The organism is Virgibacillus ihumii, assembly GCF_902726655.1.
Classification (GTDB): domain Bacteria; phylum Bacillota; class Bacilli; order Bacillales; family Amphibacillaceae; genus Lentibacillus; species Lentibacillus ihumii.
The window spans coordinates 3,521,758-3,542,392 of record NZ_CACVAN010000001.1 but is presented as its reverse complement, the minus strand read 5'-3'; the positions used below and the strand labels follow the sequence as shown (position 1 = coordinate 3,542,392).

13 protein-coding genes, 10 tRNA genes and 3 rRNA genes are annotated in these 20,635 nt (G+C 44.5%); 2 read left to right on the top strand and 24 right to left on the bottom strand.

All coding sequences use genetic code 11. The features are described 5' to 3' along the window. Positions 1-13 precede the first annotated feature (13 nt). The 14 genes from HUX68_RS17455 to HUX68_RS17390 all read right to left on the bottom strand — a co-directional run bounded on the left by HUX68_RS17455 (position 14) and on the right by HUX68_RS17390 (position 7,529). Positions 14-89: transfer RNA gene (locus HUX68_RS17455), tRNA-His, on the bottom strand. A gap of 14 nt (positions 90-103) precedes the next feature. Beyond that, positions 104-177 (bottom strand) — tRNA-Trp (locus HUX68_RS17450). Positions 178-187: 10 nt separating this feature from the next. Beyond that, positions 188-272, bottom strand: a tRNA-Tyr gene (locus tag HUX68_RS17445). A gap of 7 nt (positions 273-279) precedes the next feature. Continuing rightward, a tRNA-Phe gene (locus HUX68_RS17440) sits at positions 280-355 on the bottom strand. A gap of 103 nt (positions 356-458) precedes the next feature. Beyond that, positions 459-535: transfer RNA gene (locus HUX68_RS17435), tRNA-Asp, on the bottom strand. A gap of 22 nt (positions 536-557) precedes the next feature. Continuing rightward, positions 558-634, bottom strand: a tRNA-Met gene (locus tag HUX68_RS17430). A 13-nt stretch (positions 635-647) separates the two neighbouring features. Beyond that, a tRNA-Val gene (locus tag HUX68_RS17425) sits at positions 648-723 on the bottom strand. A gap of 7 nt (positions 724-730) precedes the next feature. Continuing rightward, a tRNA-Glu gene (locus tag HUX68_RS17420) sits at positions 731-805 on the bottom strand. A gap of 11 nt (positions 806-816) precedes the next feature. Next, positions 817-908, bottom strand: a tRNA-Ser gene (locus HUX68_RS17415). Between the two features lies 1 nt (position 909). Next, a tRNA-Asn gene (locus HUX68_RS17410) sits at positions 910-984 on the bottom strand. A gap of 134 nt (positions 985-1,118) precedes the next feature. Then, positions 1,119-1,234, bottom strand: a 5S ribosomal RNA gene (rrf, locus tag HUX68_RS17405). A gap of 161 nt (positions 1,235-1,395) precedes the next feature. Further along, a 23S ribosomal RNA gene (locus HUX68_RS17400) occupies positions 1,396-4,314 on the bottom strand. Positions 4,315-4,608: 294 nt separating this feature from the next. Continuing rightward, positions 4,609-6,172, bottom strand: a 16S ribosomal RNA gene (locus HUX68_RS17395). The 16S, 23S and 5S rRNA genes sit together here with 10 tRNA genes alongside, the layout of an rRNA operon. Before the next feature lie 484 nt (positions 6,173-6,656). Then, a complete protein-coding gene (locus HUX68_RS17390) occupies positions 6,657-7,529 on the bottom strand; it encodes a nucleotidyltransferase-like protein (protein WP_174615985.1) in 873 nt (290 codons plus the stop codon). Positions 7,530-7,742: 213 nt separating this feature from the next. Here HUX68_RS17390 and HUX68_RS17385 point away from each other — a divergent pair, with 213 nt between their 5' ends. Continuing rightward, the gene (locus HUX68_RS17385; protein ID WP_174615984.1) at positions 7,743-8,141 is read left to right on the top strand and encodes a YgzB family protein; all 399 of its coding nucleotides are present in this window, start codon (positions 7,743-7,745) and stop codon (positions 8,139-8,141) included. Positions 8,142-8,299: 158 nt separating this feature from the next. Here HUX68_RS17385 and perR read toward each other — a convergent pair whose 3' ends face one another. From perR to HUX68_RS17335, 10 genes are all read right to left on the bottom strand, one after another. Then, on the bottom strand, positions 8,300-8,749 hold the full coding sequence (perR, locus tag HUX68_RS17380; RefSeq protein WP_174615983.1) for a peroxide-responsive transcriptional repressor PerR: 450 nt from the start codon (positions 8,747-8,749) through the stop codon (positions 8,300-8,302). 177 nt (positions 8,750-8,926) lie between these two features. Next, positions 8,927-9,484, bottom strand: coding sequence for a cob(I)yrinic acid a,c-diamide adenosyltransferase (locus HUX68_RS17375; RefSeq protein WP_174615982.1), 558 nt, complete (start codon positions 9,482-9,484; stop codon positions 8,927-8,929). A 2-nt stretch (positions 9,485-9,486) separates the two neighbouring features. Next, positions 9,487-10,437 carry a D-2-hydroxyacid dehydrogenase gene (locus HUX68_RS17370; protein WP_174615981.1) on the bottom strand — a complete coding sequence of 317 codons (951 nt, stop codon included), beginning with the start codon at positions 10,435-10,437 and terminating at the stop codon, positions 9,487-9,489. Between the two features lie 121 nt (positions 10,438-10,558). Next, complete coding sequence (locus HUX68_RS17365) at positions 10,559-12,376, bottom strand: IucA/IucC family protein (RefSeq protein ID WP_246206712.1); 1,818 nt, start codon at positions 12,374-12,376, stop codon at positions 10,559-10,561. An 18-nt stretch (positions 12,377-12,394) separates the two neighbouring features. Then, on the bottom strand, positions 12,395-13,702 hold the full coding sequence (locus tag HUX68_RS17360) for a lysine N(6)-hydroxylase/L-ornithine N(5)-oxygenase family protein (protein ID WP_343033678.1): 1,308 nt from the start codon (positions 13,700-13,702) through the stop codon (positions 12,395-12,397). Next, entirely contained in the window at positions 13,672-14,274 is a 603-nt protein-coding gene (locus HUX68_RS17355; RefSeq protein ID WP_174615979.1) for a GNAT family N-acetyltransferase, read from the bottom strand. The genes HUX68_RS17360 and HUX68_RS17355 overlap by 31 nt, the downstream gene beginning before the upstream one ends. Next, entirely contained in the window at positions 14,264-16,066 is a 1,803-nt protein-coding gene (locus tag HUX68_RS17350) for an IucA/IucC family protein (RefSeq protein WP_174615978.1), read from the bottom strand. The genes HUX68_RS17355 and HUX68_RS17350 overlap by 11 nt, the downstream gene beginning before the upstream one ends. Next, positions 16,044-17,594 carry a pyridoxal phosphate-dependent decarboxylase family protein gene (locus tag HUX68_RS17345; RefSeq protein WP_174615977.1) on the bottom strand — a complete coding sequence of 517 codons (1,551 nt, stop codon included), beginning with the start codon at positions 17,592-17,594 and terminating at the stop codon, positions 16,044-16,046. The genes HUX68_RS17350 and HUX68_RS17345 overlap by 23 nt, the downstream gene beginning before the upstream one ends. 470 nt (positions 17,595-18,064) lie before the next feature. Further along, positions 18,065-18,529 (bottom strand): thioredoxin-dependent thiol peroxidase, encoded by a 465-nt coding sequence (gene bcp, locus HUX68_RS17340; protein ID WP_174615976.1) that lies wholly within the window; start codon positions 18,527-18,529, stop codon positions 18,065-18,067. A 51-nt stretch (positions 18,530-18,580) separates the two neighbouring features. After that, positions 18,581-19,018: a potassium channel family protein gene (locus HUX68_RS17335; RefSeq protein ID WP_174615975.1), complete on the bottom strand. Its 438-nt coding sequence runs from the start codon at positions 19,016-19,018 to the stop codon at positions 18,581-18,583. Between the two features lie 216 nt (positions 19,019-19,234). On the opposite strand from HUX68_RS17335, the gene HUX68_RS17330 reads away from it, so the two are divergent. Beyond that, positions 19,235-20,530: a glutamate-1-semialdehyde 2,1-aminomutase gene (locus HUX68_RS17330; RefSeq protein WP_174615974.1), complete on the top strand. Its 1,296-nt coding sequence runs from the start codon at positions 19,235-19,237 to the stop codon at positions 20,528-20,530. Positions 20,531-20,635: the final 105 nt, after the last annotated feature.

Below are 20,635 nucleotides of genomic sequence, written 5' to 3'. Positions count from 1 at the left end.
ATTTAATTAAAAATGGGGCGACCGGTGGGGATCGAACCCACGTGTGCCGGAGCCACAATCCGGTGCGTTAACCACTTCGCCACGACCGCCATCATATATTTAATGGCAGGGGTAGTAGGAATCGAACCCACATCAAAGGTTTTGGAGACCTTCGTTTTACCATTAAACTATACCCCTGTATTCAAAATGGTGGAGGGGGAGAGATTCGAACTCCCGAACCCTGAGGGAGCGGATTTACAGTCCGCCGCGTTTAGCCACTTCGCTACCCCTCCAAAAAAATGGTGGCTCCGGACGGAATCGAACCGCCGACACAGGGATTTTCAGTCCCTTGCTCTACCGACTGAGCTACAGAGCCAAAATAGAATTATTAAAGCGTGATCCTTATTCATAATCACTAAACCAGATAATGCCTTATCGGCTTACTAATAAATTAATATGTATGTTAAACCAAAAATTAGTGGCGGTCCGGACGGGACTCGAACCCGCGACCTCCTGCGTGACAGGCAGGCATTCTAACCAGCTGAACTACCGGACCAATTTATGTAATAGAAGTAATTTGGTTGCGGGGGCAAGATTTGAACTTGCGACCTTTGGGTTATGAGCCCAACGAGCTACCAGACTGCTCCACCCCGCGATATGAATTTAAATGGTGGAGGATGCAGGGCTCGAACCTGCGACCCCCTGCTTGTAAGGCAGGTGCTCTCCCAGCTGAGCTAATCCTCCATATTAGTGGTGACCCGTACGGGATTCGAACCCGTGTTACCGCCGTGAAAGGGCGGTGTCTTAACCACTTGACCAACGGGCCAATATTGAAAATGGCGGAGAGCGAGGGATTCGAACCCTCGAGACCGCGATAGCGGTCTACACGATTTCCAATCGTGCTCCTTCGGCCTCTCGGACAGCTCTCCATGGCTCCACAGGCAGGAATCGAACCTGCGACGGATCGGTTAACAGCCGATTGCTCTACCGCTGAGCTACTGTGGAATAATACAAGTAGTAAATTCAATGCATGAATATTATATAAAATTATTCACTACATGACGACCTTGGCGGCTATTTCCTTGAGACCATAATCAAAAGTCTTCCTAATCAATCAGCGCTAGCCATGTATGTATATGGCCTGGCGGCGTCCTACTCTTGCAGGGGCAAAGCCCCAACTACCATCGGCGCTGGAGAGCTTAACTGCTGTGTTCGGCATGGGAACAGGTGTGACCTCTCCGCTATTGCTACCAGACCTTCGGGCTGGAACCATGACATCTTTCGTCACGATGTTCTCCCTCATTTTTCAAGACAAGATATATTATAGGCATTTTCGATAAAAAATGCAAGGGCTATTCAGGAATTTATACCCTGAAAACTGAATAAGCGTCCATGCAACGCATCATCAAAAGCGATTTAGTTAAGTCCTCGATCGATTAGTATCCGTCAGCTCCACGTGTCACCACGCTTCCACCTCGGACCTATCTACCTCATCGTCTCTGAGGGATCTTACTCACTCGAAGTGATGGGAAGTTTCATCTTGAGGGGGGCTTCATGCTTAGATGCTTTCAGCACTTATCCTTGCCACACGTAGCTACCCAGCTGTGCTCCTGGCGGAACAACTGGTACACCAGCGGTGTGTCCATCCCGGTCCTCTCGTACTAAGGACAGCTCCTCGCAAACTTCCAACGCCCACGACGGATAGGGACCGAACTGTCTCACGACGTTCTGAACCCAGCTCGCGTACCGCTTTAATGGGCGAACAGCCCAACCCTTGGGACCGACTACAGCCCCAGGATGCGATGAGCCGACATCGAGGTGCCAAACCTCCCCGTCGATGTGAACTCTTGGGGGAGATAAGCCTGTTATCCCCGGGGTAGCTTTTATCCGTTGAGCGATGGCCCTTCCATGCGGAACCACCGGATCACTAAGCCCGACTTTCGTCCCTGCTCGACTTGTAGGTCTCGCAGTCAAGCTCCCTTCTGCCTTTACACTCATGCGAATGATTTCCAACCATTCTGAGGGAACCTTTGGGCGCCTCCGTTCCCTTTTGGGAGGCGACCGCCCCAGTCAAACTGCCCGCCTGACACTGTCTCCGGACCGGATTACGGCCCTGGGTTAGAAGGTCCGTACAGCCAGGGTGGTATCCCACGGGTGCCTCCACCGAAGCTGGCGCTCCGGGTTCAATGGCTCCCACCTATCCTGTACAAGCTGTACCAACATTCAATATCAGGCTACAGTAAAGCTCCACGGGGTCTTTCCGTCCTGTCGCGGGTAATGTGCATCTTCACACATCGTATAATTTCACCGGGTCTCTCGTTGAGACAGTGCCCAAGTCGTTGCACCTTTCGTGCGGGTCGGAACTTACCCGACAAGGAATTTCGCTACCTTAGGACCGTTATAGTTACGGCCGCCGTTTACTGGGGCTTCGGTTCTGCGCTTCGCACCGAAGTGCTAACGCTTCCCCTTAACCTTCCAGCACCGGGCAGGTGTCAGCCCCTATACTTCGCCTTTCGGCTTCGCAGAGACCTGTGTTTTTGCTAAACAGTCGCTTGGGCCTATTCACTGCGGCTCACTCGTAAGCAAGCACCCCTTCTCCCGAAGTTACGGGGTCATTTTGCCGAGTTCCTTAACGAGAGTTCTCCCGCTCACCTTAGGATTCTCTCCTCGCCTACCTGTGTCGGTTTGCGGTACGGGCACCTATGAACTCACTAGAGGCTTTTCTTGGCAGTGTGGATGCAGGAACTTCGGTACTCTATTTCCCTCCCCATCACAGCTCGGCATTATTGGACGGATTTACCTATCCAACTGCCTTACTGCTTGGACGCACACGTCCATCGGTGCGCTTTCCTTCTCCTCCTGCGTCCCCCCGTCGCTCAAACGCTCATGAGGTGGTACAGGAATATCGACCTGTTGTCCATCGCCTACGCCTTTCGGCCTCGGCTTAGGTCCCGACTAACCCTGAGAGGACGAGCCTTCCTCAGGAAACCTTAGGCTTTCGGTGAAAGAGATTCTCACTCTTTTTTCGCTACTCATACCGGCATTCTCACTTCCAGGTGCTCCACCAGTCCTCACGGTCTGACTTCACAGCGCCTGGAACGCTCTCCTACCATTGTTCGAAGAACAATCCGCAGCTTCGGTGATACGTTTAGCCCCGGTACATTTTCGGCGCAGCGTCACTCGACCAGTGAGCTATTACGCACTCTTTAAATGATGGCTGCTTCTAAGCCAACATCCTGGTTGTCTGGGCAACGCCACATCCTTTTCCACTTAACGTATACTTTGGGACCTTAGCTGGCGGTCTGGGCTGTTTCCCTTTCGACTATGAACCTTATCACCCATAGTCTGACTCCCAAGGCTACGTAACCGGCATTCGGAGTTTGACTGAATTCGGTAACCCGGTGAGGGCCCCTCGTCCAATCAGTGCTCTACCTCCGGTACGCTTCCCTTGAGGCTAGCCCTAAAGCTATTTCGGAGAGAACCAGCTATCTCCGTGTTCGATTGGCATTTCACCCCTACCCACACCTCATCCCCGCATTTTTCAGCATACGTGGGTTCGGGCCTCCAGTCAGTGTTACCTGACTTTCACCCTGGACATGGGTAGATCACACGGTTTCGGGTCTACGACCGCATACTCATTCGCCCTGTTCAGACTCGCTTTCGCTGCGGCTCCGTGTCTTCCACTTAACCTTGCATACGATCGTAACTCGCCGGTCCATTCTACAAAAGGTACGCCGTCACCCATTAACGGGCTTCGACTACTTGTAAGCGCACGGTTTCAGGTTCTCTTTCACTCCCCTTCCGGGGTGCTTTTCACCTTTCCCTCACGGTACTGGTTCACTATCGGTCACTGGGGAGTATTTAGCCTTGGGAGATGGTCCTCCCGGATTCCGACGGAATTCCTCGTGTTCCGTCGTACTCAGGATCCACTCCGGAGGAGACGCATTTTCGACTACAGGGCTCTTACCTTCTTCGGCCGGCCATTCCAGGCCGATTCGTCTAATGCATCTCTTGGTAACTCCAATGGAGTGTCCTACAACCCCAGAAAGCAAGCTTTCTGGTTTGGGCTGCTTCCGTTTCGCTCGCCGCTACTCGGGAAATCGCGTTTGCTTTCTCTTCCTCCGGGTACTGAGATGTTTCAGTTCCCCGGGTGTGCCTCGCGTACCCTATGTATTCAGATACACGTCCTGTTCCATTACGAACAGCGGGTTCCCCCATTCGGAAATCCCCGGATCGAAGTCTACTTACGACTCCCCGGGGCATATCGGTGTTAGTCCCGTCCTTCTTCGGCTCCCAGTGCCAAGGCATTCACCGTGCGCCCTTCTTCACTTAACTATGAATAGACGTACTTCTTCTTCGCCTTCGCTTTTGATTTGATGTCGTTGATCTTGCTTATTCAGTTTTCAAGGTACAAATGAGAGAATTTACTCCCTCAAAACTGAACCAAACAACCAAGTATGCCTTCCGTCATAATCCAGCTCCGGCGCCCATCGACTAGCAGACTTCCTTCTTCTTCCTACGATAAATCAACATCGATTCACTACGTTCATCGTGTTTCTTTTATCTCGTCAGAAGCAGTCCAGTCTGTACGTCGATGACCAGGCGCCTACGCTTTCTTATAATCCTTAGAAAGGAGGTGATCCAGCCGCACCTTCCGATACGGCTACCTTGTTACGACTTCACCCCAATCATTGGCCCCACCTTCGGCGGCTGGCTCCAAAAGGTTACCTCACCGACTTCGGGTGTTGCCAACTCTCGTGGTGTGACGGGCGGTGTGTACAAGGCCCGGGAACGTATTCACCGCGGCATGCTGATCCGCGATTACTAGCGATTCCGGCTTCATGCAGGCGAGTTGCAGCCTGCAATCCGAACTGAGAATGGTTTTATGGGATTTGCTACACCTTGCGGCTTCGCTGCCCTCTGTTCCATCCATTGTAGCACGTGTGTAGCCCAGGTCATAAGGGGCATGATGATTTGACGTCATCCCCACCTTCCTCCGGTTTGTCACCGGCAGTCACCTTAGAGTGCCCAACTGAATGCTGGCAACTAAGATCAAGGGTTGCGCTCGTTGCGGGACTTAACCCAACATCTCACGACACGAGCTGACGACAACCATGCACCACCTGTCACTCTGTCCCCGAAGGGAACACGCTGTCTCCAGCGCTGGCAGAGGATGTCAAGACCTGGTAAGGTTCTTCGCGTTGCTTCGAATTAAACCACATGCTCCACCGCTTGTGCGGGCCCCCGTCAATTCTTTTGAGTTTCAGCCTTGCGGCCGTACTCCCCAGGCGGAGTGCTTAATGCGTTAACTGCAGCACTAAGGGGCGGAAACCCCCTAACACCTAGCACTCAACGTTTACGGCGTGGACTACCAGGGTATCTAATCCTGTTCGCTCCCCACGCTTTCGCTCCTCAGCGTCAGTTACAGACCAGAGAGTCGCCTTCGCCACTGGTGTTCCTCCACATCTCTACGCATTTCACCGCTACACGTGGAATTCCACTCTCCTCTTCTGTACTCAAGTCCTCCAGTTTCCAATGACCATTCGCGGTTGAGCCGCGAGATTTCACATCAGACTTAAAAGACCGCCTGCGAGCGCTTTACGCCCAATAATTCCGGACAACGCTTGCCCCCTACGTATTATCGCGGCTGCTGGCACGTAGTTAGCCGGGGCTTTCTGGTCAGGTACCGTCACGGTACCGCCTTATTCAAACGGTACTTGTTCTTCCCTGACAACAGAGTTTTACGATCCGAAAACCTTCATCACTCACGCGGCGTTGCACCGTCAGACTTTCGTCCATTGCGGATGATTCCCTACTGCTGCCTCCCGTAGGAGTCTGGGCCGTGTCTCAGTCCCAGTGTGGCCGATCACCCTCTCAGGTCGGCTACGCATCGTCGCCTTGGTAAGCTCTTACCCCACCAACTAGCTAATGCGCCGCGGGCCCATCTGTAAGTGACAGCTAAAAGCCGCTTTTCATCACGTCACCATGCGGTGACGCGCTTCATTCGGTATTAGCCCCGGTTTCCCGGAGTTATCCCAATCTTACAGGCAGGTTGCCCACGTGTTACTCACCCGTCCGCCGCTCGTTCCACAAGCTTCCGCCCGAAGGCTTCCGCCTGCTTCCCGCGCTCGACTTGCATGTATTAGGCACGCCGCCAGCGTTCGTCCTGAGCCAAGATCAAACTCTCCATAGAAAGTTGATATATGATTGACACCAATCAACCATAGCTTAGCTTCGTAAATTGAATCCAGGGGAAAGCTTTTGCTTTCGTCCTGTTTCTTGACATACTGGTTGTTTTGTTCAGTTTTCAAAGAGCAAATTTATTGCGCCGCGTTCAAAACAGCGACTTCACTAATATACCATCTTCCAAAAATAATGTCAATAATTAATTGAAGTTTTTTTGAAAGAAGTTCCGTTGCCTAACCAAGCGCAACGATATTCAATATACCATGATATCCTGCTCAAATCAAGAGCAAATTTTAATCATGTTTCGCCTCGCAAATTCGCCATGAATTTCAACAGCGAATATTACTTTATCATGCCTCATTTTTAAAGTCAATATTATTTTCCAACCAAACCAATAATAAATCAAGGGCTATGGAATAACTGCCATAGCCCTTATTGCTGCATCAACCATATATTCTTATGCTGACCAAACGTCCAGTGTGCATAAATTTTTATATAGATTTGTACTTCAGCTGATAAACTCCAGCACCCTTTGTCAAAGCCAATTCGGTTTCAAGCAAACCTTTTTCATGAAGATACATTAACATTGCGGCGAGATCAAGCACGTATGGTGATACCGCCGGCTGCTGCTTCAATTCTTCATACGACCAGGCCGCATCTTTCGTCCGGATAATATCCAGTAAATGTTTTGCGGAGACTTCCGCTCTGGTGCTGATAGCAAAGTCCGCGGCCAGAATCATCAGTTTAATACGTTGTTCAATATCCTCTTCACTTTCAACTAGCTCTTCATACAACTTATATACCTCGGGGTCAATCTGTTTCACTTGGTTCCAAAGTGTCACTTCCGGATGGTAGCCTTTTTCAATGACAGCAAGTCTCGCCAAATAATGAAGCGAATGCACCATTCGGCTGTATGCGTCTTTAAGCTGATTTGATTCATGAAGCTCTTTCACTTCATTATAACTCTTGACCAGTTTTCCAAATTCCATTGCTTTCCGCAAATTTCGTTTCTCCAACGGGAATTTGCGCAACTGATTTTTTAAGTCAGCAATATAACCGTTACGATCAAACACAACTTTCCCATTAATTACCCATTCAACTGCTTTTCGATAACCGCTTGTATCAATCCATTCCATCAATTGTTTCTCTGTCACAATGTGCATGGCTGCTGTCTTTTCATCTTCAAGTTCATAATGTTTTACAAACCAGTCCTGCTTTGCGTCATCATTTACAATAATCAGCAGAATCACATCAAAATTATCAGTAATCGGACTGTTTGGTTTCATTTTTTCAATAATCACTATACCTAACGTGCCGCAATCACTGGCACGTTCCTGATAAATTGGTCTCAGTAAATCTTCCATTTTGACGATTCCCCCATTAACCTCAATAGTATATAATTCGTTATATTTTTGTGAAATCCTTTTTTTGAGGTCAAAAAAGCTGTGAAAATATGCTATACTGTTTAGAAAACTTGGTTGTCACCAAGCTTTTGGGTGGCAACCATAGTTGCACTTATGCAGTAAGAAAGTTTTTATACTTTCTTATCTGCCAATGGAATATTAAGGAGGCCAAGCATGGCAAAGCAGCAGTTAGTCTACTCAAGCAAAATTAATAAAATCCGTTCTTTTGCCCTGGCTCAGGTATTCATTGGCTTTGCCTTTATGTACGGTGGAATCCTGTCCAAGCAAATTGAATGGCTGATGGCAACGTTTATGATAATCGGCCTGCTGTTTGTCATTTTCAGTTGTGTTGTTTATTTTTGGATCGGCATGCTATCCACAAAAGCGGTTCCCATCGTCTGTCCAAACTGCGAGAAACCGACCAAGATGCTTGGACGTGTTGATGCATGTATGCACTGCAAGCAGCCGCTGACTCTTGACAAAGACCTTGAGGGAAAAGAATTCGATGAAAAATATAATACACGCAAATACCGTAAAGAAGCAAAACAGAAGGCAAAAGAGGACAAAAAATAAAAAGCCCGCTAACAAAGGGAACTTCATAAACAAATTAGAAAACTTGGTTTGTTACCAAACCTTTAGATGAACTTATGCGGTAAGCAAGGATTTTATACTTTCTCAACTGCCAATAAAGCCGGATGCCCACACAGGACATCCGGCTTTTTATATAATGATTAATGCTTTTGTGTTTCAAGCTGCTGGCAACCTTCGCATTTGCCATAAATTTCCATTCGGTGATGACTAACCTCAAACCCGGTTACTTGTTCTGCAAGAGATTCCACTTCGTCCAGCGTCGGATAATGGAAGTCCACTATTTTACCACATTCATCACAAATTATATGATAGTGCTCTGTTGTGTTGCAGTCAAAACGGCTGGAAGAATCACCATAAGTCAGTTCACGGACAAGACCGATTTCCCGTAATACGCGCAGATTGTTGTAAACCGTTGCCACGCTCATATTCGGAAATTTGCCTTCAAGTGCTTTATAAATCTCATCGGCTGTCGGGTGAATCATCGAGTTTAAAAGATACTCAAGAACCGCATGACGCTGTGGTGTTATCCTGACGCCTGAATCTTTTAGTGTATCGATTGCTTCACGAAGTTTCTGTTCAGACACCGTCATGCACCTCACTTTCGTTTTGTATGATTAAAGCCTTATTAATTCTTATTTTATAATTCTTATAAATAGTGTACCTTCCTGAAGAGCTGTCTGTCAATATAAGTATATTGGAGCCTTGAAAAAATAATACATAAAAAAGCAAATGATTGTTTTAAAAAAATCATTTGCTTTTATAATATCTTATATATCAGCTTTCAAAGGAATCTCAGTTCCATTCAGGCTTTGATTCACATACCTGGCTGCCACAAACAGGAAATCGGACAAGCGGTTCAGGTATGACACAACAAGCGGATTTTCCAATTCATCGCCCATGCCAACTGCAGTGCGCTCCGCCCGTCGTGCTACAGTTCTTGCAGTGTGCAATGCACTTGAAGCACTGTGACCTGATGGCAGGATAAAGTTTCGCAATGGTTCCAAACTCTTATCCCATTCATCAATTTGATCTTCAAGTTCCTGAATATATTCCTGTTTCAGTTTCCATTTCACATCTTTGTCTTTTGGTGTTGCAAGTTCTGCCCCAACATGAAATAAAATCGTCTGGATGCGGTGCATTTTTTCGAGAAATGCCTTTTTCTCATCCCATTCCTCATTTTCCAGAAAACTTAATGCCAGTCCGATCATTGAATTGGTTTCATCACATGTCCCGTATGCTTCCACGCGCAAATCATTTTTCGGTACGCGTTGACCATAGATTAACGATGTTGTCCCTTTGTCACCTTTTCGTGTGTAAATTCGCATCCTTAATACCCCCTGGTTATATCAATTTTATTTACGTAATCATCACGATCTTCCAGATATGTGCGGAGATTTTGTTCAAAAATTTCCATTGCCCTTGTCTGGTACATTGGTGAACCGCCTGATATGTGCGGAGTTACAGTAATATTCTCTTCGTTCCAAAACGGATGATCTGACGGCAGCGGTTCCGTTTCAAACACATCCAGTACCGCATGGGCAATCTCTCCTTCTCTGATTACCTTTAGAATCACGTCACTGCTCACTGCGTCACCGCGTCCCATATTCAGAAATACCGCGTGATCGGGCAGCAGCTGAAAATGTTCATAGCTAAAATAATTTGTTGTTTCGGATGTGCTTGGTAATACTGATACAACGATATCTGCTTTAGGCAAAATGCTTTTTAACTCATCATTGGTATACATTTCATCAATGTTATCAACTGGCTTGCCGCTTCTGGAAATGCCATAGGTTGTTATTCGGAATGCTTTTGCAAGCCGTGCCACTTCCCCGCCAATTGCTCCAGGACCGGCAATCAGCATGGATTTCCCATTTAACTCCTGCAATCGGACGGATTTATCCCACTTACCGTTTTGCTCATTTTCCATTATCACCTTTGATTGCCGATAAACTTGAAGCAGCATGGAAATGGCATATTCCGCCATTTGATACTTGTGAATCCCTTTCGCGTTTGTTACCAGAATCCCCTGCTCCTCAATTGTTGTCAAAGGCATTTTCTCCAATCCGGCAGAAATTACCATAATCCATTTTAGTTGGAATGCACGCTCAACTAATTCGTCCGTGAGATCCTCTCCATACGTAATCAGAATCTCAGCCTGGTTCAAATACTGTTCTGCTTCCTCTATCTTTTCGCAAAAAATAAATGTGAAATCAGGGTATTTATCGTGCAATGCCCGTTTATGCTTGTCTGAAAGTTTTGCTGATGACAGGATAACCAACTATCATTCCCCCTCATGTTTGTCTACTTCCATGGTATACGTTTTCATGGCAAATTTCCATAAATAAAAGGATAGAAAAAGCTTATGCGATACTTTTTCTACCCTGATTTTTTACTATAAATTAGCTTTTTTCGGCTGCCATCCTTTCAGAAGCTACCACATCCAATGCATTGGTTACTTTCCCAAACTCACTTGCATGCGGGCGATTATCACCATCTTCATACCCGTAATCAAACATGCGATTGCGATTCAGTGTTAATTTAGTAAACGTCGGTCGCAATAAATCGAATAATTGATAACGTTCCTTTAAATGAGGGAACCTTTGTTGATAACTTAAAATTTCCGCTCTGACAATTTCCCAAAACGTGTATTCAGAAAAGGCTTCATGCTCTTCCAGAATATCGCTCAAGTAACGGAAATGACAAATGAACAATCCAGTAAAAATAAATTGTGTTAACCCTTCCGGAGCTTCACTCCTCAGTACTTGCTTCAATCTGTCTGAAACAGACTCCAATTCAGGGAATGGCTGATCACTTATATTAACGTCATCAACAAAGTCCTTCATAATCGTCCGTTCCGGCACATTGTCCTTTAAAACAAGCACCGTATTTTGTCCATGTGGCGAAAAAACGGTACCATATTGATACAAATAATGCAGCAGCGGTGGCAATATGGCTTTTACAAGCCTATTTACCCATTCTGTAACCGTCAAACCGGATTTCTCAATCAGCTTGGAAACAAATGGTGTTCCTTCATGATCAACATGCAATAGTGCAGCAAGTGTGATGGCATGTTCTCCATCATTCAGCTCATTATATATACTCTCTCTCCAAACAACACCGAGCAGTTCAAGATACTGATAAGGGGCTCCTTTCACAGCATGAAAAACCGGATGATCAACATTCATCGTTGCTACTTCCCCTAATAACCCCAGCCTGCATTCATCCTTTAAAAATGAATCATTTTCAAGAATATTTTTCATGAAGCTCGTAACCTCCGGAGCAATCACGGTTCTCTCCCCCGGCAGTCCCCTGTAAACTAACGTATTTAAAATACGCATTGGCAATTTCACATGATACTTCGCCGTATTTGTCGTATTGACAAATGTCCGGATGGACTGCTGTGGAAGATATTCATCACCACCCTCACCTACTGGAATCAGCTCCTTCCTGGCAATATTTGCAGCAAACATTTGGACGATAGACTGATTCCATTGCCAAAGGTGTACCGGCATAAAATAATAATCCTCCGGCTGAACCTCCATCGACTGCAAGCGCCTAATAAACAAATGAAATGTATCCTCTTCCAGCTCTTGATTAATGACCTGCTCATAAGCCAGCCCCTCAACCGAATGAAACGTTCCAATGTTTTTGTGAACAGCTATCCATGATAGATTGACATGGTTCTTCCGTTCCGGGGCAAATTGCAGATAATCATCATAACCAAAACCAATTCGGCCTTTATTATAGGTAATCCATGGATGACCAGTCATTTGCCCTTCCAATTCGGCATAACCCAATTTCACCAGTTGTTCCGCTGTTTTTGACGCTTCATTCAAATGGGTGTCCGCCATTAACGTGTGTAAGTATTCCCGAATCAAATGTCCCGTTGTAGAATCTGACATCTTCCCTTCTTCCTGAATACTGAGTAAGAGGGACACAGCCAACGGAACTTCTCCATGCTCATCTGACTGAATCTCAATACTATCAGCGATTACAGAGACACTATCAAACAAACGTATTTTTGCCTGGAAGCGGTACACGGTTCCCTTTTTATCTTCCCATTTATACGTACGAATTCCGTCTTCCTCATTTATTAAATCCGGGATTAAAATTTTCTCATACATAAATTCTTCGAGCATCTTCACTAATAACCGCTTATCTGCATCGTTCCAATTTCTTTCCGTTAACGTGGTTAAGGGTGTATCCCATATCTTCACGTTATCCAGCCTCCTTTGTTAAAACTGCATTCCAAATTGTTGAAAAACATTATCATCATATGTTTTATAAATCGTTTGACCTGCTATTTGATTAATAATGGTTGCACTTCTAAACGCTCCGAGCCCTAAATCCGGAGCACCGACTCCATGCGTATGCAGCTCACCATTTTGGACAAATACGTGATGATTCCCGTTATCATTTGTTTTGACTTTATAGTTTTCCGTTATTACTAACTGGCCATTTTTATCCCTCTCCAGCAGTGATCCAATCCCTTCCAGGAAATCAGGAGTACATGGTTGATATCCTGTTGCGATGATGACGATATCGGTATTTACCTGTTTACTGACTTCCTGTTCATGCTGATAAAGTGACAGCTGTAAACAATCGTGTCGATCCTCTGCTGAAACCAGCTCAGTCAATGCTTGCAGATGGACATCCGGTTTGCTGTTACCGACGGTTCGCTCATACAGCAGATCATAAATATCAGAAATCGTAGAAAAACTGATCCCTTTATATAGTAAGGATTGATTGTCCAAAATTCCCTGCTTCTTTTTCTGTGGCAGCTGATAGAAATATTTCGTATAATCAGGTGAAAAATGCTCTAAACCAAGCTTCGAATATTCCATTGGATAAAAGCCCTTTGATCTGGTATACCAGGATAATTGGTAGTTATAATCCGACTGCCTGGATAATAGATCATAAAAGATTTCAGCTGCACTTTGTCCTGAGCCGAACACGGTGATCGAGTCAGCCTGTATCGCCTGATTTCGTTTCTCCAAATACTCTGATGAATGAAAGATCCGACCGCTGTCCTCCAGGCGAAACTTTTCCGGAATGTTTGGTTCTGTTCCGATTCCCAGTACAACATGTTTCGCAGTATATAATTCTCTTTTTCCCTTGTCAGAAGAATATACTGTTACTTGAAAACAGCCTTCTTCCGTACGTTCAATATTCTCTACTTCAGAACTGAATTGAAGCTGCGGTAGCTGTTGTGCTACCCATTGACAATAATGGTTGTATTCGTTTCGGGGAATATGAAAGCTTTCCAAAAAATAAAACTGATACAAGCGATTATGTTCATGTAAATAATTTAAAAAGCTGAACCTGCTTGTTGGATCCACCATGGTAACCGTGTCCGCCATAAAGGGCACTTGCAGGGTCGTCCCTTCCAGCAGCATTCCGGGATGCCATTCAAACCGCGGCTGTTTATCAAAAAAAATGGACTTGCATTCTGTTTTTTCCAATAATGCCGCTAACCCTAAATTAAACGGTCCGATTCCTATTCCAATGACGTCTAAAAGTTGTTTTGCTGCCAATCCGTCCATCTCCTTTCAAACAAACTGCGTTCACAAAACATCAATAATCCTGTTTTATCAGGAAGCTCTACCTCTTTAATCGGAGTGAAACCGCATTTTTTAAAAACATGAATCATTTTCTCATTCTGGATATCCGGTTCTGCGACTACTTTAGCGGTCTCCCGTATGTTGAATTTATGTGCCAAGATTGTCAGCAGCAACGGATAAATATAACCCTTGCCCAAAAAATCTGACGGTCCAATTAATAAATGAATGCCCTGGTCAAATCGATTAAACGCATAGTAGTTTCCAATTAAATCATCCTGAACCCAGTAGGACTCCCAATAACTCATTGGCTTACCATTCAACTCGCCAATCAGCAGTTTTTGATGATTATCTGTCAAATGTTTTTCAACATGTGTTTGATAATCTTTAAATGGCAGATTCAACTTCCAGTAAGGGATCACATGCTTTTCATGCATCCAGGAATGAAGTAAACGAGTGTCCTCCAATGTGACTTCGCGAAACGTAAGAGTCATTTGTTGAATTGGGTCGTAATACTCAAAAGGATATGCTGATGTTATTTCCTGTTTATACTTCATACAGCTCACCCGCCGTCTTATACAGTGGATTTTCAACCGATGTATAAACGGACTGTGTCTCAAGAGATCCAACCAGTTCATCCATATCATGTACCCTAGTTAATAGATTGGCCTTGCATGGAAGTGTTTCTTCATTTAATAATGAGCTGATTAAGTTCGTAGAATCACCAAATTGCTTGAATAACGCATGCAGTTCCTCTTTTAACAGCTTTAAAAGCCGGTGCTCTTCAATAAGATGGCTGACTCCGAATGCATTAATTAATCCGAATATATGGTTGAAAAAGAAATAATACCGGAAACGCTCTTCTGCGATTGAATCAGTGCAGATTGTGTCGCTTTTTTCATTTAAATTTGGCACCACTTGCTTTAACCATTGCGCCTTGGAATCCATAAAGTAGTACCCCTGGTTATCCCGATAGAAAAATGCTGCCGGAAGACCATTTTCATCCAGTTGGACAACGGAATTCTGCTGGTGCGCCTCAAGTGCAATCCCATAAGTAGTGTATATCCAGTAAAGCGGACGTAAGGTAATATTTAGGTAACGACGAAACCATTGCTCGCTTGCTTCTTCGATTGATAATTGTTTCCGTTCAGCAAGCTGATGTATAACATTTGCGAGATGTGACTTTCCGCCTTCAACATGATCTTGACTCAGTCCTGCAAGCAATGTTGTTCGCTGCGCATTTTCTGCTTGAAATGGATTGTCACGAACAACTGTTTCAAATCCTGACTCTTCTTCCATATCCAGATTCACCGTTATATAGGCAGGATCTTCAATAACTTTGAATGAAGGGTACAGTTCGTTTAGACTATCCATTATCTCCTGCCGCAGCAATCGGCTCACTTCAACGCCGCGGTCAAGCTCTTTACGTTTGTTGACTCGTAATGAATTGGTGATCTTTACCGGTATTGAAAATTTATACATGTATGCTGCATCCTGATGATATACCGTACGAATCGAAGCAGTTGGATAATACTCCCTCCCCTTTGGCCCTAAATAGACTAGCTTTCCGGCTTCAATCTGGTTATGAACCGATTGCTTACCCAGCAGTTTTCTTGCCTGTAAAGGATGAACCGGAATTAATGACCAGTCATCTTGTTGACAGTACAACTCCTTAAATGACTCTGAAACAAATGGATCCCGGCTTAATTCTTCTTTTATAAGCATTGTTGCTGTTTGGGATAAAACCGAATCTTCTTCAACCAACTCATGTTTCACACGAAAATAATGAATCTGGAATGATCCTTTTCTTTCAGGTGCAAAAATATGTTCTTCCTCATCATCAATTCCCTGTCTGCTCTTTGGTGTCGGATGAACCTGGTGACCGATTAACAGCGACTGCTCTGATTGCAAAAACGTTTTTTCTGCCTGATAACATTCTGTCAGGTCATCACTTCTGTGCGAGAGGATTCCTTTCATTGTTTGATAGCTTAAAATCGTTCTAAGCAGCAGTTCCTCAGTTTGAACCGGTTTGGCAGTCATTTTGGCTAAATCCTTTTGCATATATGACAATAAGGTTAGAAAATCAAGCTGCTGTACTTCTTCATTCCGATCTTGATAATACATATTGGGTGCAAATAGATGACGGCCAGTTTCAGATTTATATCGAACAGGTATATATAATGTGACGGAAAAATCAGCAAATGGGATAATGAGCACGTATTCATACTTCTTTTCAAATGGCAATTCTATTTGAGTGGCTGCCTTCCATTCCCCTTTACCAGTCTCTTTGATATAGCAATTCAGCAGATTTTGCATCGTTATATGATCAGTAGTGAATGGAATATTCATAAACTTCCCCGCCTTTCTCAGTCTCGATTTCCTTCCCGATTTGTTTGATGTTTTCAATATGACCCTTCATTTTATCAACTGTATTTAACGGATTAAGCATCGTTAGTTTTAAGTACACGTTTCCGTTTTGCACCGTTTTTGCCATAATCAATTCGCCGCTTTGATAGAAATGGCGCTGAAGCTCACGATTAATTTCATCTGCAAAACACGCATCATCAAGATTTTCCGGTAAATATCGAAATAGCACTGCATTCAGCACCGGCTCATGAAATACGTCAAAATGATGCTGGCGTAAAAGCTGCTGTGTTTTCTTAGCTAGGTCGATGGTGTAATCTATCATATTCCCAAACTGATCTGTACCGAGTAATTTCAACGACATAAGAATCTTTAAAGCATCAAAGCGCTTTGTCGTTTGCGTGCTTTTTTCAACAAGGTTGACAATACCTTTTTCCTGATCTTCCTCAGGATTTAAATAATCGGCGTGATACAAAATGTGTTGAAACGATTGTTTATCTTTAACAAAAAACGCTCCGCAGCTTATCGATTGAAAATAAAGCTTATGGAAATCAATCGTAATCGAATCAGCTTCCCACAAATAATCAAGCAGATAACGATACTGATGGGAAAATAATAATGCCCCGCCATATGCCGCATCAACATGCATCCATAACCGATATGTATCCGCGAGGTCAGCAATTTCTTTTAAATTATCAATGCTGCCAAAATCTGTTGTGCCGGCAGTAGCAACAATTGCAAAAGGAATCAAGTCTTGTTCATGAAGCTGCTCAAGTTTTTCCTTTGCATCGGCTAAGCAAAGCTGTTGTTGATCGTTCGTTTTAACTGTTATAACAGAATTACTGCCCAGGCCAAGCTGTGCGGCTGATTGCTGAACAGTAAAATGCGCATGATCTGAGCACAGAATCCGTAACCTGCTCGCTTCAGCCGGAAAGCCGTCCTGCTGAATATTGACAGAAAAATAAGTTTCACATGCCTGATTGCGGGCGAGCAGCATTCCCATATAGTTGGACTGTGTTCCGCCACTTGTAAATACACCATCTGCATGCAGGTAATAACTAATCTTCGTAATAAAATGCTTCAGCACTTCTTCTTCTACATGCGTTGCTGCAGGACTTTGATCCCATGAATCCAATGATTGATTAAGTGCAGCAATGATCATTTCTGCAGCAATCGACGGCAGCATTGGCGGACAGTGAAGATGGGCTATCGCTGAAGGATGTGAAATCCATAATGAGTGTTTCACAACTTCATGAATGTCTTTCATCACATATTCTAATTCCTGCCCGTTTATTGGCACGCGGGTTACGCACCTTGCCATTGCTTTAATATCATCGTGCACAATACCGGAGAATGGCCTGTTTCCCTCAACCGATTGATTTGCAATGATGCTGACTGTGCTTTCAATCAATTCCCGGAATTTTTTCGTGCTCTGCTCCCCCGGATGCAAAAACCATTGTTCAAAATCCCATGCCGAATCATCTATATGATTATGAGCAGTGTTTGCAATCATAAATATTCACTCCTTTAATGCGACAATACAAATGATAATGATTTTCATTTTCACTTACATTAATTGATAATGATTATCAATGTCAATGGGTTATGTGAAAAATAAATCGATATACCTAAATTGGAGTGATTCAGGCTTTTAGACAGATTTCTTAGTTGCACTTATGCAGATGAGGCTGGGACAAAAAGTGATTTATCAAAAGAAACAACGAATTAAATGGTGGACTCAGCCGCTCCGGAAATATACTTCGCTTTCCGCGGGCGGCTGTTGAGCCCTCCTCGTGCTTACGCACTGCGGGGTCTCATCTAGGCCTGTCCTCCCGCAGGAGTCTACGTATATTTCCTCCGCTAGGCTCTAATATTGTTCGTTTTTTGTATTACACTTTTTGATTTGTCCCAGCCTCATCTGCCAAAAAAAAAAGCGAGCATAGGATGCTCACTTAAAAAACAGATTGATTATTTTATTTTAGCTTAAGACTCTTTTATAGATGCTAATGCTTCCTCCACATGTCCGTTCACTTTTACTTTACGAAATTCTTCTTGAATAGTGCCTTCCGGGTCAATGATAAATGTCGACCGCTCGATGCCGTAATATTCTTTGCCGAAATTTTTCTTCAGTTTCCAGACACCATATGCTTCGGCTGCCTTATGATCTTCATCAGCCAGCAGCAGAAAGGGAAGATCATGTTTATCAATAAACTTTTGATGCCGCTCGACCGGATCAGGGCTGACACCAATGATGACAGCATCCAACTCACTGAAACTTTCCTGTGCATCACGGAAATCACAAGCTTCCGTAGTACACCCCGGCGTCATATCTTTCGGGTAGAAATATAAGACAACTGATTTTCCTTTAAAGTCTGACAGGCTTACTTCGTTTCCATCCTGATTCGGCAATGTAAAATCTGGTGCCTGCTTCCCTGCTTCAACACTCATACAATTATCCCTCCATTTAAACCTCACTTATTTCCACTATAGCATATCCATTTATTCGTCTCTATTTTCTTGATTCGACTGCACGATTCTAAGTACAAAGGCAGTTGGCAGAATATACCCAATCAGAGCCTGAATCAATGCAATCAACCGCCCGATACCGATTGGAGTTATATCTCCGTATCCAATCGTCAAGAGCGTTACCCCACTGAAATAAATTGAATGAATCATTGAGGCTATAATACTGACCTCTCTTAATTCACCATTTTCCACGAGTAAAATCCGGTTAATGGACAGGATGAAATATATTAAACCGAATCCGATAATAACCGTGAAATAAACAATTACTAATGTATAAAAAATTTCAGCAGAAAACTTGCTTTCACGCAATTGCAGATTGAGGCGATATTTTCCGCCACGAATAAATTGAATAAGGCTCCACACCATTATTCCGCAAATACTAAAAATGAAAATCCATGATAAAATTCCCATAATATCCCCCGCTTATCCTATACATATGCTTATCCAACTGACGATTTGCCAAGATTTTATTGGCCGATAAGATTTGCGATTAAATTATGGGGGACAAACGCTTAATATTGGGTGCTGCTGGCTCAATTTTATGAACAGCGTAAAATGTACAGGCCATAATTTTTTGATATAGTAGATAGTGGTTCAAAAAAGCACGTAATCGGGAGGCATTATCAGATGGACTTTTCAAAATCAAAGGAATTACATACCGAAGCATTGGAGCACATTGTCGGCGGAGTGAATTCTCCTTCACGGGCATACAAAGGTGTTGGCGGCGGCACACCTGTTTATATGGAGCATGCCAAAGGGGCGTACTTCTGGGATGTGGACGGCAATAAATATATTGATTACCTCGGGGCATATGGTCCGATTATAACCGGCCATGCTCATCCGCACATCACAGAAGCCATATCATATGCTGCGAAAAATGGTGTTTTGTATGGGACACCCACCCGGCTCGAAAACAAATTTGCCAAAATACTTAAACAAGCCATTCCTTCACTGGAAAAAGTCCGCTTCACCAATTCAGGAACGGAGGCGGTTATGACGACTGTCCGTGTTGCACGTGCATTCACAGGACGGAACAAACTGATCAAATTTTCCGGCAGCTATCATGGCCATTTTGATTCTGTATTGGTTGAAGCTGGTTCAGGTCCGGCAACACTCGGCACGCCGGATTCAGCAGGGATTCCGGAATCGGTAGCGGCAGATGTCATCACGGTTCCGTTTAATGACCTTGAAAGTTTTAAAGCTGCGATGGAACGCTGGGGTGACCAGATTGCAGCGGTATTAGTCGAGCCGATCGTAGGTAATTTTGGTATCGTTGAACCTGAAGAAGGATTTTTACAGGCTGTAAACGATATCACCCATGATGCAGATGGACTCGTTATTTACGATGAAGTCATCACGGCATTCCGCTTTACTTATGGAAGTGCTCAACAAGTGTATGGAATTGAGCCGGACATGACTGCAATGGGAAAAATCATTGGTGGCGGGCTGCCAATTGGGGCTTATGGCGGCCGTAAAGATATTATGGAACAGGTGGCTCCGCTCGGACCGGCATATCAGGCTGGCACTATGGCAGGTAATCCTGCATCGATGGCAGCAGGAATTGCTTGTCTTGAGGTTTTGCAGGCTGATGGTGTTTATGAAAAACTTGATGCACTTGGCAAGCGATTGGAAGAGGGAATCATACATCAGGCATCAGAAATCGGAATACCAATTTCGGTTAACAGACTGTGTGGAGCATTAACAGTTTATTTTGGTGACGGAAAGATTTCTAACTACGAACAGGCTGAGGAAAGTGACGGTGAGGCTTTCGCAGAATTTTTCCGCCTGATGCTCGAGCAGGGCATTAACCTCGCGCCGTCCAAATTTGAAGCATGGTTTTTAACGACAGAACACACGGAGACAGACATTGACCAAACAATTAAAGCTGCAGGTGAAGCTTTCCGCATTATGGCAGGCAAGTAATCAACGATTGAACAGGAGCACCCTTCTATGATGGAGGGTGCTCTTTAGCTTCTCTGGATTTATCAGTCAGTTGAGGACTTTTATCGGTCACTTCCCTGAATTCAT

Coding starts and splice junctions, on each gene's coding strand:
- HUX68_RS17390 (WP_174615985.1), bottom strand. CDS start 7,529: ATGGAAGATTTACTGAGACCAATTTATCAGGAACGTGCCAGTGATTGC.
- HUX68_RS17385 (WP_174615984.1), top strand. CDS start 7,743: ATGGCAAAGCAGCAGTTAGTCTACTCAAGCAAAATTAATAAAATCCGT.
- perR (WP_174615983.1), bottom strand. CDS start 8,749: ATGACGGTGTCTGAACAGAAACTTCGTGAAGCAATCGATACACTAAAA.
- HUX68_RS17375 (WP_174615982.1), bottom strand. CDS start 9,484: ATGCGAATTTACACACGAAAAGGTGACAAAGGGACAACATCGTTAATC.
- HUX68_RS17360 (WP_343033678.1), bottom strand. CDS start 13,702: ATGGACGGATTGGCAGCAAAACAACTTTTAGACGTCATTGGAATAGGA.
- HUX68_RS17355 (WP_174615979.1), bottom strand. CDS start 14,274: ATGAAGTATAAACAGGAAATAACATCAGCATATCCTTTTGAGTATTAC.
- HUX68_RS17350 (WP_174615978.1), bottom strand. CDS start 16,066: ATGAATATTCCATTCACTACTGATCATATAACGATGCAAAATCTGCTG.
- HUX68_RS17345 (WP_174615977.1), bottom strand. CDS start 17,594: ATGATTGCAAACACTGCTCATAATCATATAGATGATTCGGCATGGGAT.
- bcp (WP_174615976.1), bottom strand. CDS start 18,529: ATGAGTGTTGAAGCAGGGAAGCAGGCACCAGATTTTACATTGCCGAAT.
- HUX68_RS17335 (WP_174615975.1), bottom strand. CDS start 19,018: ATGGGAATTTTATCATGGATTTTCATTTTTAGTATTTGCGGAATAATG.
- HUX68_RS17330 (WP_174615974.1), top strand. CDS start 19,235: ATGGACTTTTCAAAATCAAAGGAATTACATACCGAAGCATTGGAGCAC.